Below are 11,967 nucleotides of genomic sequence, written 5' to 3' on the forward strand. Positions count from 1 at the left end.
CGCCGGGGCGCTAAACTCAACGTAATCGTAGACCTGAACGCAGACATACGGCTCAATCAGGTATTTTGCATTTACCTGTGGAGTTGCAGCGTCTGGAGCCTTCAGGGTGAGGTAACCATGCAAGATGTGGCCGCAATACGCTGAATAACGTGTAGCCGATCAAAAGTACCGGTCGCAACAGAGGCCAAGCCAAGGGCGCAGCCCATCGTCCAAGGCCTGCTGCGCGCCAGCTCCATAAGGTGGCGTCAATACCTGTCAGCCAGGTGCCGTTGGCAGTGCGCGCATGAAGCCGATCGCGCAACGCTTTTACATCTCGATCAAGGCCTCCCGCGTCGAACTCAGGCACGCTGATATCAATCAGTATCAACCGGGTCGGATCGGCATGACGCCGTAGCCAGGCAATCTCTCGAGCGCACAACGGGCAATCTCCATCGACATAGAGCGCCAGTGGCAGAGTGGGTGACCCGCAAAATGCTTTAGTCCTCATTACAGCTCTCCTCATCCGTACCAACAGGCCGTCAGGCAATAATTCACAGGCGTACACCGTGACAGTCACACCGCAAAATGTTGTACGCGGCCGTCTAAAAATTATCAACATGTACAAGTTTATCCGCTATTTTCGAGAGATTAACGTCAAATAATTGTACAAGTAGTTATTTTTCGTATAAGTTTTTATCCGGAGGGCAGTTGGCAACGTGTCGTACTGGTCAGGTACCCAGCACTGCGCCACTGCCCTCTTCCTGTCATCGACCTTAAGCGAACATCCCGATGACTGCGGTGCCAAGCCCAGCTTCATTCCTCTGTTGCCCCGATACCTCCGAGTCCAGCCCCCTTCATGAATTTTCGGCATTTAAAGACCCTTACCAAAGGCCGAGCCTGCGAGGACGACATTCAATGAATGACCAACTGCCTAATCAGTACCGTGAGATTCTCTCGGGCATTGGCGAAAATCCTGAGAGAGAAGGCTTGCGCGATACCCCAAAGCGTGCCGCCAAGGCCATGCAATACCTGTGTAACGGCTATGGAAAAAGCCTTGAGAGCGTGGTCAACGGCGCACTCTTCAGCTCTTCAAGCGATGAAATGGTGATTGTCCAGGACATCGAGCTCTACTCGCTGTGCGAGCACCATTTGCTGCCTTTCATCGGCAAGGCACACGTGGCCTACATTCCCACCGGCAAGGTCCTGGGACTCTCGAAAATCGCACGCATCGTCGATATGTATGCCCGGCGTTTGCAGATTCAGGAAAACCTTACCCGACAGATTGCCGAGGCCATTCAAGAGGTCACCCGTGCCGCCGGTGTGGCGGTGGTGATCGAGGCCAAGCATATGTGCATGATGATGCGAGGGGTGGAGAAGCAGAACTCGGTGATGAACACATCGGTCATGCTGGGCGCATTCCGTGAGTCCAGCACGACCCGTCAAGAATTCCTGCAACTGATCGGACGGCACAAGTAAGTACTCACACCGAGTCTCTGCACGTGCCCCGTCATATTGCTTTGGTTGAAGAGTTGATGGTGGTGTTCGCTGACAAGTCATCCGCTAAAACCTGCCGTCTTTCAGGCGACAGAGTTACCCGTCAGCGCACAACAACCATCAGCCGTCGTTTACAGGTACCAGCGGTATTCCCGCGCGTTGATTTCTTGCATGAAGGCCAAGTGGTCCTGGCGTTTATTTTCGCAGTAGACGTCGACAAACTCCGCGCCCAGGCCCTCGCGGATCCGTGGTTCGTCTTGCATGGCACGCACTGCGTCGAGTATTTCCAGAGGAAAGTCGATGCCGCTGCTGCGGTCTTCGTTGAGTGGCGCGATGGGTTCATGGCCGTTGGCCAAGCCGTTCTCCAGCCCGATCAGGATCGCCGCCAGAACCAGATAAGGATTGGCGTCGGCGCTGGCCAGACGATATTCGATTCGCAGGTTCTGCGGGTCCGACTCGGGAATCCGCACACAGGCATCGCGATCCTCAAAACCCCAACTGGCCCGCGTCGCTGCGTTCACTGTGCCGCCCAGACGGCGAAAGGCATTCTGGTTAGGTGCGAAGATCGGCATGCAATGGGGTAGCAGCTCCAGACAACCGGCCACCGCATGACGCAGCGCTTGTTGTTGGTTGGCTGCCAGCAGGTTATTGCCCTTATCATCGTAGAGGCTGACATGTACGTGCATGCCACTGCCCGGGTGCTGCAAATACGGCTTGGCCATGAAGCTGGCGCGGTAACCGTGCTTGAGGGCGACACCGCGAGTGCTGCGGCAAAACAAAGCGGCCCAGTCGGCGGCACGCAGGCCGTCATCAAGGTGACCAAAGTTGATCTCGAATTGACCCGGGCCTAGCTCGGCCGTGATCACCGTGGTATCGATGCCCTGGGCCCGCGCCGTCTCGACCATGTCATCGAGCACCGGAGCAAAACGCGACAAGCGTTCGATGTGCATATTCGGCTGATCATCGGCATCGTCCGTCAACAGATCGCGTGGGAACTGTGGCTGTCCGTCGCGCAGCTGTTTATCGAACAAATAGAACTCCAGCTCGAAGGCCACCACAGGGTGAATACCCTTGCTGCGCAGGCGATCCAGCACCTGTGCCAGGACTTCACGCGGTTCGAACTCGATAGGCGCCTCGGTACCATCGGAGGTAATCAACATCTGCCCCAAGGGTTGTGCTTCCCAGCTCACTGGCTTGAGTGTGCCGGGCACCAGACGGCGACGGGCATCCGGGTCGCCGTCGTTGAAGCAGTAGTCGCCAATCTTGAACAGCCCGCCCTGGACACCCAGCAGCACGCAGTTCTGCGGCAGTTTAAGGGCACTGCCCGCGGCGACTTTCTCAAGCATATCCAGCGGATAGCGCTTGCCGTAAAAATGCCCGGGAATGTCCAGGGAAATCAGGTCGACGTAACGCACCTCGGGGTAGCGTTGGCGAAAAGCACGAACCTCAGCCAGCAGATCAGAGCACTCAGCATCCATCGTTGTTCTTCCTTTGATTTTTGTCGGTGTTATCAGGTGTAAACCCAGAGAACCCGGGTGAGCTGATCGGTGAGGTTGCCGTAGCGACAATGGGCATGGCTGGCCAGTTGAAAACTGTCGCCGGGGTACAAGGTGACCGGCGCCTCGTCATCCTTCAGCCACAGCGTCAACTCGCCTTCCAGAACATAGCCGCCCTGCTCGGAGCTATCGCTCAAGTGCCGCTCGCCACTGCTGGCACCAGCCTCCAGTTGGCTTTCGAGCATGGAGAAGGCGGCCTTCATCTTCGGCGAAACCAAAATGTCGGTAATCCCGTTGGCGTAATACAGCGTGCGTCGCTCATCCGGCCGGGTAACCCAAGGCAACTCCTTGAGTTTTGGCAAACTGTAAAAATAGGTGGTCGGTACCCCAAAGGTTTCACTGATCGCCGTCAAGTCAGCCACGGTGGGCCGTGACAAGCCACGCTCGACTTGCGAGAGAAAGCCGACAGAACGACCGATTTTGTCTGCGAGTTCCTTCAGGGTGTATTTCTTGTGCTTGCGTAAATCGTGAATAAGGATCGCCAAGGCAGCGATTTCTTCTTGCTTGTTCATGCCGGACGCTCCAAAGGATGAGCGTAATAGCTGGCAATGTGCTGGGTCGATTGCTGAAACATACAGGCGCCTGTGAAATTATTATTTAATAATTTCATGAAAAACTATCATTTAAATTTCACGGACGCAACTTTCCATTCCAACCACTCAAACAACCTCTTCGAATCCAAGTCCTGAAGACGGATGAGCCTCAATCTTTACCGTAAGCCTAACGCCGCAGGCAGGGGCTACTCGGTAAAAAGTCTGAGAGACTCTATTTTTCAGGACTCAAATGAACGCTAAGCTTGGCTCATGGATGACTCAGATTATTTACGCCTGCTTACGGTCCAGGCCGAACAAGCCAACGCGTTCCTCTCCAATGCGCGTAAGTGGGAGCGTGAGCGTTGGGTTTGCCAGCGTTTGCTGCAAGGCCTGAACATCACGCACCGCAATGAAGACTTCACCCCGGCCGGGCAAGAACCGCCAGACGTGCTGTTTCGCGATGCGAGTTTCGAAGTGTTCTTTGTTCTCGATGAAGGCCGTCGGTTGAACGACGAGTGGCGCGAAGAATTACAGCGGCGGCGCAGTGCGTTTTCGTTAAGCCAATTGGTGCGGCGCGAGGCGAAACCCAAGCGCATTGCGGCCCATGAGCTGTTGCAGCGCCTCGCACCCACCTTGCGTAAAAAAGCACACAACTACCGCGAACGCGGGCTGGACCTGGGCGAACTGGACATCATTGCTTTCGCCAGCCTCAAGCGTGAAGTGCTCGATCTGAACAGTCATTTCCCGCCGCCCACTGAATACCTGCGCCAAGGCTGGCGCTCGTTATCCTTGGTCGGACCAACCTTCGCCCGCGTACTGTTCGCACACCCGGATGCACCGGATTTCCTGCGAACCAATCTAGGTCGCAGTGTCGTTTTCGATGTTGGAATCAGCTTATGAACCCGTTACAGACCAGCCCACTGCAAGCACTGTTGGCGGATGTCCCTCAACAGGGCCTGGTCCGCTGGATTGGCGTGCGCCCCGAATCCCGTGTCGACATGATTGAGCTTGAAGCGGTGGAAGCACGCCGCGAGGCTGGCCTGACGGGCGATCATTCGCGGCCAGGCCCGCGTAACGCACGGCAAGTGACGCTGATCCAGTGGGAACATCTGGCGGTGGTCAGCTCGTTAATGAGCCGCACGGAGAAACACCCCATCGTGCCCCAAGACCTGCGACGCAATCTGGTGATCAGCGGCATCAATCTGTTCAGCCTCAAGGGACGGCGCTTCAAAGTCGGCCAGGCGATTCTGGAAACCACCGGCTGGTGCCAACCCTGCGCCCGGCTCGAGCAACGCTTGGGACACGGCACCTTTCAAGCCTTACGCGGCCATGGCGGAATCACCGCACGGGTGCTGCAAAGCGGAATTATTCGCCTGGACGACACCCTGTGCGTCGAACCCCTTTAGATCATTCATGCCTGACGCTCAGAGAGTCCGGTTTTCACGACTAGACTCCCACTCATGTGTTTTCGCCGACCGAATGAGGCTCAAATGACCAGCCGCCTGAATCCTGAAGATCAACAACGTGTCGAAGAGTATCTGCAAACACCCGTGCACACCGTCGAGCGCAGGCCTTTCAAGCCTTGGCTGCTCCTTGCGGTGGTACTGATCGTGGTGATTGGTCTGGGCCTGTTGAGCCGCTTGTTGAGTTATCTGACGCTATGAGCTGCCCTTTCGCAGAGAAGTCAGCCCTATCAAAATCAGAAAAGCGCTGATCCCTTGTGAATACCGTCTTGACCCTCACCGCGCAAGCGCAAGTTGCGGGTCAAACCCAGCCCCGCCGGAAGCTCGTGCCGGGCTTATTCGCAGACAAGTCAGCTCCTACATGCAGATCAAAAGCCCCAGCCTCTGCCCGCTAGGCCGTAGATACCCTGCTTACCCCTCAAATCAAAGGCATAAAAAAAGGCGTCCCGAAGGACGCCTTTTTTATTTGGCTTCGATGCGCATGGCATCTGGCCTTGATCTTCAACTCATGTACAGCCTGAGTAGAATATGGTCGGGGTAAGGGGATTCGAACTCCTGACATCCTGCTCCCAAAGCAGGCGCGCTACCGGACTGCGCTATACCCCGGTTGAAACTTTAAAGACACCTCAACAAGCTGTCTTGCGACCTGATACTCATGGCATCAGATCTATAAGATTCGGCTTCAAGGGTTACCTTGAAGCCAAAAATGGTGGGTCGTGTGGGATTCGAACCTACGACCAATTGGTTAAAAGCCAACTGCTCTACCAACTGAGCTAACGACCCAAAAATGGTCGGGGTAAGGGGATTCGAACTCCTGACATCCTGCTCCCAAAGCAGGCGCGCTACCGGACTGCGCTATACCCCGATAATACAGCTACATCTTGATGAAAATGGCTCCACGACCTGGACTCGAACCAGGGACCCAATGATTAACAGTCATTTGCTCTACCAACTGAGCTATCGCGGAACTATGCATTTCAGACGTAACTTCTACAACTACAGCGCTGAATTAACTGCTTATTTCAGCCTCAATGACCCGTTTGCATCGCTACGTTCGCGTCTCTGAGGCGCGCTATTCTACAATTTTAAAAAAGACTGTCAACCCTTAAAACTGCATTTAAGACAATGATTTGCGATTTTTTTCGGATCGCCGCGCTTACACCTGATATCTCGGTTTCTTGCCCCTTATGCCGCGCTGATAAAAAGACCCTCACGAGGAGGGTCCTTCTATATAGAGGTAATGAACGAATCAGCCGAAAGTAATCTCGTCGCCAACCACAGTACCGGTCACGGTGGCGCCAGGCAGGAAGCGCCCGGACAAAATCAACTGCGCCAACGGGTTTTCGATCCAGCGCTGTATTGCACGCTTCAGAGGCCGTGCGCCGTACACCGGGTCGTAACCCACCGCGATCAGTTTATCCAGTGCCTCGGCGCTCAACTCCAGCTTCAGCTCGCGCTCAGCCAGACGACCACGCAAACGGCCGAGCTGAATGTTGGCGATGCCAGCAATCTGATCGCGCGCCAATGGCTCGAACACCACGACTTCATCGATACGGTTGATGAACTCTGGACGGAAGTGCGAACTGACCGCGTCCATCACCGCCGCACGCTGTGCCTCGCGATCACCGACCAACTCCTGGATCTGCACCGAGCCCAGGTTGGAAGTCATCACGATCACGGTATTGCGGAAATCCACCGTGCGCCCGTGGCTGTCGGTCAGACGACCATCCTCAAGCACCTGCAGTAGCACGTTGAACACGTCCGGGTGAGCCTTTTCCACTTCATCCAGCAAGATCACTGAATAAGGCTTCCGTCGCACAGCTTCGGTAAGGTAACCGCCCTCTTCATAACCCACGTAGCCCGGCGGCGCACCGATCAGGCGGGCCACGGAGTGCTTCTCCATGAACTCGGACATGTCGATACGCACCATCGCCTCTTCGGTATCGAACAGGAACTCAGCCAGCGCCTTGCACAGCTCCGTCTTGCCGACGCCGGTAGGGCCGAGAAACAGGAACGAACCGCTCGGACGATCCGGGTCGGACAACCCGGCACGCGAGCGCCGCACTGCGTTGGATACCGCGACCACGGCTTCGTCCTGGCCAATCACACGTTGGTGCAACAGGCTTTCCATCTTCAGCAGCTTGTCGCGTTCGCCTTCGAGCATTTTCGAGACCGGGATCCCGGTCCACTTGGACACGACTTCTGCAATCTCTTCTTCGGTCACTTTGCTGCGCAGCAACTGGTTTTCGCTTTTGCCGTGCTGATCGACCATCTGCAGGCTGCGTTCCAGATCAGGAATGATCCCGTACTGCAACTCTGCCATCCGATTCAGATCACCACGACGACGGGCCGCTTCCAACTCCTGACGCGACTGTTCGATTTTCTGCTGAATTTGCGCCGAACCTTGAACCTCGGCTTTTTCCGAGGTCCAGATCTCTTCGAGATCGGCGTACTCACGCTCAAGCCGGGCGATTTCCTCCTGAAGTTTCTCCAGACGCTTGATTGCGGCTTCGTCGTCTTCTTTTTTCAGGGCCTGGGATTCGACCTTGAGTTGAATCAGGCGCCGCTCAAGACGGTCGAGCACTTCCGGCTTGGAGTCGATTTCCATCCGAATGCGGCTGGCCGCTTCGTCGATCAAGTCGATGGCCTTGTCCGGCAATTGACGATCAGTGATATAGCGATGACTCAGCTTGGCCGCCGCAATGATCGCGCCGTCAGTAATAGCAACCTTGTGGTGAACCTCGTAGCGCTCTTTCAAGCCACGCAGGATCGCGATGGTGTCTTCTTCGCTTGGCTCATCCACCAGCACTTTCTGGAAGCGCCGTTCAAGGGCTGCGTCCTTCTCTATATATTGGCGGTATTCGTTGAGCGTGGTCGCGCCGACGCAGTGCAGCTCGCCGCGAGCCAGCGCAGGCTTGAGCATGTTGCCCGCATCCATCGCGCCTTCACCTTTACCGGCGCCGACCATGGTGTGCAGTTCATCAATGAACAGGATGATCTGACCTTCCTGCTTCGACAGCTCGTTCAGCAGCGCTTTCAACCGCTCTTCGAATTCACCACGGAACTTGGCGCCGGCAATCAGCGCGCCCATGTCCAGCGACAGCACGCGCTTGCCTTTAAGGCCATCCGGCACTTCACCGTTGACGATCCGCTGGGCCAGGCCCTCGACAATCGCGGTTTTACCCACGCCAGGCTCACCGATCAGTACCGGGTTGTTCTTGGTCCGGCGCTGCAGTACCTGAATGGTTCGACGAATTTCGTCATCACGACCGATCACAGGGTCGAGCTTGCCTTCTTCGGCGCGCTTGGTGAGATCGATGGTGTATTTATCCAGCGCCTGACGCGACTCCTCGACGTTGGCATCATTGACCGCCGCACCGCCACGCAGATTGGTAATGGCATTTTCAAGGGCCTTTTTACTAACGCCCTGGCCCAGCAAGAGCTTGCCAAGCTTGTTGTTCTCGTCCATTGCCGCCAGCAGCACCAACTCGCTGGAGATGAACTGGTCGCCCTTCTGCTGCGCCAGGCGATCAGCCTGATTGAGCAGACGCGCCAAATCCTGCGACATATTCACGTCACCGGTAGGATTCTGGATTTTCGGCAGTTGGTCGAGCTCTTTGCTCAACGCCTTGCGCAGGCTGTTGATGTCAAAGCCGACCTGCATCAGCAGCGGCCTGATTGTACCGCCCTGCTGTTCAAGCAGCGCCTGCATCAAGTGCGCAGGCTCGATGCCCGAATGATCTAACCCCACAGCCAAGGACTGAGCATCAGATAAAGCCAACTGCAATTTGCTGGTTAACTGGTCTATACGCATTAGTTACCTTCCTTATTAAGCAGGCCGGAGCGATGGACACACCTATGAAGAAAACCTGCTGGATTGCCCATTAGATGCGGTCGATTTTGCAGGATTCAAGCGCTGTTTAATTGACGTAAGTCAGCAATTATGATGAGTAAGCGTAGTCGACTCAGTCAATCCAGACCAGAGAGGCGAAACGACCGGTGCGAGCGCTTCGGCGATAGGAATAAAAGCGTGGATCATTGACCGTGCAGAAGCCGCCGCCATACACCGCCGTCACACCACATGCCGCCAGACGCAGACGCGCCAGGGCATAGATATCGGCCATGAAGCGACCGGCATTGAGGCTTGGCACAAATGCCTGGGCAGTTTCAGGATGAGTGCTTATAAAAGCCTCACGAACTTCCGGTCCGACTTCGAATGCTTGCGGACCAATGGCCGGGCCGAGCCAGACAAGAATATCGCTCGCTGGCACCGCCAAATGATCGACCGTCGCTTCCAGTACGCCAGCAGCCAACCCACGCCAACCGGCATGGGCCGCTGCGACACGACTGCCCGCACGATCACAAAACAGCGCCGGCAAGCAGTCCGCGGTCATGATGGCGCACGCAACACCGGGAGTCATCGTCCAGCTAGCATCAGCTTCGACAACACGAAGAGGATCGGCTTGAGCAACGACGACACCGTGCACTTGGCGTAGCCAGGCAGGCTGGACATTCAGGCTGGATGTCAGACGCTGGCGATTGGCAGCCACCGACTCAGGGCGATCATCGACGTGATCACCCAGATTGAAGCTGTCGAACGACGCCTGACTGACGCCGCCCACACGGGTAGTGACGCACGACTTGACCCCTGCCGGCGCAGGCCAGTCAGGGATCAGCCAGTCCGTCACGAACGTGTTCACCCGATGAACGCCTCGCGATCCTGCTTCAGCAGCGACAACAGCCAGACAAAATCGTCTGGCAGCGGCGATTCCCACTTCATTCGCTTACCGGTCGTCGGATGATCCAGCTCCAGGAAACGCGCATGCAGCGCCTGACGCGGGAAATGTTTCAACGATTCGACCATGGTCACGCTGGCAGCAGGCGGAATACGGAAGCGACCACCGTAGGCGGGATCACCGACCAACGGGAAGTTGATGTGCGCCATGTGCACGCGAATCTGGTGAGTACGACCGGTTTCCAGCTTGACCCTTACATGGGTGTGGGAACGGAAACGCTCAAGCACCCGGTAATGACTCACCGCCTGCTTACCACCCTCCATGACCGCCATGCGCTGACGCTGCTGGCCGTGACGGCCGATCGGTGCGTCGATCTTGCCACCTGCGGTGACAACACCAATGACGATGCATTCATAGATCCGGCTGACGCTGCGATTCTGCAACTGCGTCACCAACTGGGTCTGCGCCTGGATTGTCTTGGCCACCACCATCAGACCAGTGGTGTCCTTGTCCAGACGGTGCACGATGCCAGCGCGCGGAACATTGACGATGTCCGGAAAGTGGTGCAGTAGAGCGTTAAGCAGCGTGCCATCGGCATGACCCACTGCGGGGTGAACCACCAAACCGGAAGGTTTGTTGATCACCATGATTTGATCGTCCTCGTAGACGATATCGAGCTCAATATCCTGCGCCACCCATTCACCTTGGGCTTCCTGCTCTGCGGACAGTTGCAGAACAGCGCCGCCATGAACGATGTCACGTGGGCGCAAAACGCCTCCGTCCACAGTCAGGCAGCCGTCTTTTATCCAGGCGGAAAGGCGCGAGCGCGAGTGCTCAGCGAATAATTGTGCGGCGACTTGATCGAGGCGTTGACCGCCCAATTCGGACGGCACCTCTGCGCGGAGTTCTATATTCTCGGACATGCTCAGACTAGGCTGCGGCGTAGCCTTTGGTTTCGGCTGCGCGCTTGTGGTTAAATACGGCGTCTTTTGCCCCGGGGTTTCACGGGGTGCCCATCATAACAGGACGGCCCCGCCCAAGACAGCGGGCCGTCATAGGGACGCTAGCCGCCATGCAAGTGAAACACCTGCTGCTGATCGCCATCCTCGCACTCACCGCTGCTTGTTCATCGAAAGAAGTCATCGACGAAAATCTGAGCGAAGTCGAGCTGTACCAGCAGGCGCAGGCCGACCTGGACAACAACAACTACAACAGTGCAAGCAACAAGCTTAAGGCACTGGAGTCGCGTTATCCCTTTGGACGCTATGCCGATCAGGCACAGCTGGAGCTGATCTACGCCAACTATAAAAACGGTGAGCCGGAGGCTGCGAAGTCTGCCGCTGAACGTTTTATTCGTTTGCACCCACAGCACCCCAACGTCGACTACGCCTACTACCTGAAGGGTCTGACCTCCTTCGACCAGGACGTTGGCCTGCTGGCTCGCTTCCTGCCGCTGGACATGACCAAGCGTGACCCGGGCGCTGCCCGCGACTCCTACAACGAGTTCGCCCAGCTCACCAGCCGCTACCCCAACAGCCGTTATGCGCCGGATGCCAAGCAGCGCATGATCTACCTGCGCAACCTGCTGGCTGCCTATGAGATCCACGTCGCGGACTACTACCTGACCCGTCACGCTTACGTTGCAGCCGCCAACCGTGGTCGCTACGTGGTCGAGAACTTCCAGGAAACGCCGTCCGTCGGCGATGGCTTGGCAGTGATGATCGAGTCCTATCAGCATATGCACCTGGACGAACTGGCTGCCAGCAGCCTGGAAGTCCTCAAGCTGAACTACCCGAACCATCCAAGCCTGGTCGATGGTCAGTTCGTGCCGCAGATCGCCGACGAAGACAACCGCTCATGGCTGTCGAAGGTAACCCTAGGCCTGATCAACACCAATACGCCGTTGCCGCCAGGTGAAACTCGCGCCAACCAGGACGTGCTCAAACAGTACCAAGATTCCAAGGACGCTATTCCTTCGGAACTGCTGCCTGCCAATCAGGACGAGGTCGACGAGCAGAATCATCAAGCGGAAGGCAACAGCAAAGACCGCTCGTGGTTCAGCTACATGACGTTGGGTATTTTCGACTGATTCAGTCGTATTGAAAAAAGAGACCTTCGGGTCTCTTTTTTTATTGGGCATTTCTCCACTGTGCGCCCGACAGCTCCTTGGCTACACTGCCGAATCTTCAATCAGAAAGCTGGTAGA

General features: G+C 56.4%; 11 protein-coding genes and 4 tRNA genes. 5 read left to right on the forward strand and 10 right to left on the reverse strand.

The genetic code is table 11. From position 1 onward, the window contains the following. Positions 1 to 52: 52 nt before the first annotated feature. Positions 53 to 487 (reverse strand): DUF393 domain-containing protein, encoded by a 435-nt coding sequence (locus RGU44_RS15785; protein WP_322218013.1) that lies wholly within the window; start codon positions 485 to 487, stop codon positions 53 to 55. 407 nt (positions 488 to 894) lie between these two features. On the opposite strand from RGU44_RS15785, the gene folE reads away from it, so the two are divergent. Beyond that, positions 895 to 1,455, forward strand: coding sequence for a GTP cyclohydrolase I FolE (gene folE / locus RGU44_RS15790; protein ID WP_322181968.1), 561 nt, complete (start codon positions 895 to 897; stop codon positions 1,453 to 1,455). Between the two features lie 149 nt (positions 1,456 to 1,604). Here folE and RGU44_RS15795 read toward each other — a convergent pair whose 3' ends face one another. Together RGU44_RS15795 and RGU44_RS15800 are read right to left on the reverse strand one after the other, a co-directional pair. Then, the gene (locus RGU44_RS15795) at positions 1,605 to 2,951 is read right to left on the reverse strand and encodes a glutamine synthetase family protein (RefSeq protein ID WP_322218015.1); all 1,347 of its coding nucleotides are present in this window, start codon (positions 2,949 to 2,951) and stop codon (positions 1,605 to 1,607) included. A gap of 32 nt (positions 2,952 to 2,983) precedes the next feature. Further along, positions 2,984 to 3,541 carry a helix-turn-helix domain-containing protein gene (locus tag RGU44_RS15800; RefSeq protein WP_322181972.1) on the reverse strand — a complete coding sequence of 186 codons (558 nt, stop codon included), beginning with the start codon at positions 3,539 to 3,541 and terminating at the stop codon, positions 2,984 to 2,986. 291 nt (positions 3,542 to 3,832) lie between these two features. On the opposite strand from RGU44_RS15800, the gene RGU44_RS15805 reads away from it, so the two are divergent. The 3 genes from RGU44_RS15805 (at position 3,833) to RGU44_RS15815 (ending at position 5,226) form a co-directional block, all read left to right on the forward strand. Next, the gene (locus tag RGU44_RS15805; protein WP_322181974.1) at positions 3,833 to 4,462 is read left to right on the forward strand and encodes a DUF1780 domain-containing protein; all 630 of its coding nucleotides are present in this window, start codon (positions 3,833 to 3,835) and stop codon (positions 4,460 to 4,462) included. Then, positions 4,459 to 4,968 (forward strand): MOSC domain-containing protein, encoded by a 510-nt coding sequence (locus tag RGU44_RS15810; protein WP_322218017.1) that lies wholly within the window; start codon positions 4,459 to 4,461, stop codon positions 4,966 to 4,968. Before RGU44_RS15805 ends, RGU44_RS15810 begins: the two co-directional genes overlap by 4 nt. Before the next feature lie 84 nt (positions 4,969 to 5,052). Next, positions 5,053 to 5,226 (forward strand): DUF3094 family protein, encoded by a 174-nt coding sequence (locus RGU44_RS15815; protein WP_322181978.1) that lies wholly within the window; start codon positions 5,053 to 5,055, stop codon positions 5,224 to 5,226. 328 nt (positions 5,227 to 5,554) lie between these two features. On the opposite strand, the gene RGU44_RS15820 is transcribed toward RGU44_RS15815, so the two are convergent. From RGU44_RS15820 to rluD, 7 genes are all read right to left on the reverse strand, one after another. Continuing rightward, positions 5,555 to 5,631: transfer RNA gene (locus RGU44_RS15820), tRNA-Pro, on the reverse strand. 101 nt (positions 5,632 to 5,732) lie between these two features. After that, a tRNA-Lys gene (locus RGU44_RS15825) sits at positions 5,733 to 5,808 on the reverse strand. A 5-nt stretch (positions 5,809 to 5,813) separates the two neighbouring features. Next, a tRNA-Pro gene (locus tag RGU44_RS15830) sits at positions 5,814 to 5,890 on the reverse strand. 26 nt (positions 5,891 to 5,916) lie between these two features. After that, a tRNA-Asn gene (locus tag RGU44_RS15835) sits at positions 5,917 to 5,992 on the reverse strand. Between the two features lie 282 nt (positions 5,993 to 6,274). Continuing rightward, on the reverse strand, positions 6,275 to 8,839 hold the full coding sequence (gene clpB, locus RGU44_RS15840; protein ID WP_322181981.1) for an ATP-dependent chaperone ClpB: 2,565 nt from the start codon (positions 8,837 to 8,839) through the stop codon (positions 6,275 to 6,277). Between the two features lie 151 nt (positions 8,840 to 8,990). Next, positions 8,991 to 9,713, reverse strand: coding sequence for a peptidoglycan editing factor PgeF (gene pgeF / locus RGU44_RS15845; RefSeq protein WP_322278458.1), 723 nt, complete (start codon positions 9,711 to 9,713; stop codon positions 8,991 to 8,993). Between the two features lie 8 nt (positions 9,714 to 9,721). Then, positions 9,722 to 10,684, reverse strand: a complete 963-nt coding sequence (gene rluD, locus RGU44_RS15850; protein ID WP_219062582.1) for a 23S rRNA pseudouridine(1911/1915/1917) synthase RluD — start codon at positions 10,682 to 10,684, stop codon at positions 9,722 to 9,724. Positions 10,685 to 10,833: 149 nt separating this feature from the next. Between rluD and RGU44_RS15855 the strand changes: the two genes are divergently transcribed. Continuing rightward, positions 10,834 to 11,850: an outer membrane protein assembly factor BamD gene (locus RGU44_RS15855; protein ID WP_322218020.1), complete on the forward strand. Its 1,017-nt coding sequence runs from the start codon at positions 10,834 to 10,836 to the stop codon at positions 11,848 to 11,850. The last annotated feature ends 117 nt before the right edge of the window (positions 11,851 to 11,967 follow it).

Source organism: Pseudomonas sp. 5C2 (assembly GCF_034314155.1).
Classification (GTDB): domain Bacteria; phylum Pseudomonadota; class Gammaproteobacteria; order Pseudomonadales; family Pseudomonadaceae; genus Aquipseudomonas.

Bases quoted from the DNA above. Each gene is read 5' to 3' on its own strand.
- RGU44_RS15785 (WP_322218013.1), bottom strand. From the start codon at position 487: ATGAGGACTAAAGCATTTTGCGGGTCACCCACTCTGCCACTGGCGCTC.
- folE (WP_322181968.1), top strand. From the start codon at position 895: ATGAATGACCAACTGCCTAATCAGTACCGTGAGATTCTCTCGGGCATT.
- RGU44_RS15795 (WP_322218015.1), bottom strand. From the start codon at position 2,951: ATGGATGCTGAGTGCTCTGATCTGCTGGCTGAGGTTCGTGCTTTTCGC.
- RGU44_RS15800 (WP_322181972.1), bottom strand. From the start codon at position 3,541: ATGAACAAGCAAGAAGAAATCGCTGCCTTGGCGATCCTTATTCACGAT.
- RGU44_RS15805 (WP_322181974.1), top strand. From the start codon at position 3,833: ATGGATGACTCAGATTATTTACGCCTGCTTACGGTCCAGGCCGAACAA.
- RGU44_RS15810 (WP_322218017.1), top strand. From the start codon at position 4,459: ATGAACCCGTTACAGACCAGCCCACTGCAAGCACTGTTGGCGGATGTC.
- RGU44_RS15815 (WP_322181978.1), top strand. From the start codon at position 5,053: ATGACCAGCCGCCTGAATCCTGAAGATCAACAACGTGTCGAAGAGTAT.
- clpB (WP_322181981.1), bottom strand. From the start codon at position 8,839: ATGCGTATAGACCAGTTAACCAGCAAATTGCAGTTGGCTTTATCTGAT.
- rluD (WP_219062582.1), bottom strand. From the start codon at position 10,684: ATGTCCGAGAATATAGAACTCCGCGCAGAGGTGCCGTCCGAATTGGGC.
- RGU44_RS15855 (WP_322218020.1), top strand. From the start codon at position 10,834: ATGCAAGTGAAACACCTGCTGCTGATCGCCATCCTCGCACTCACCGCT.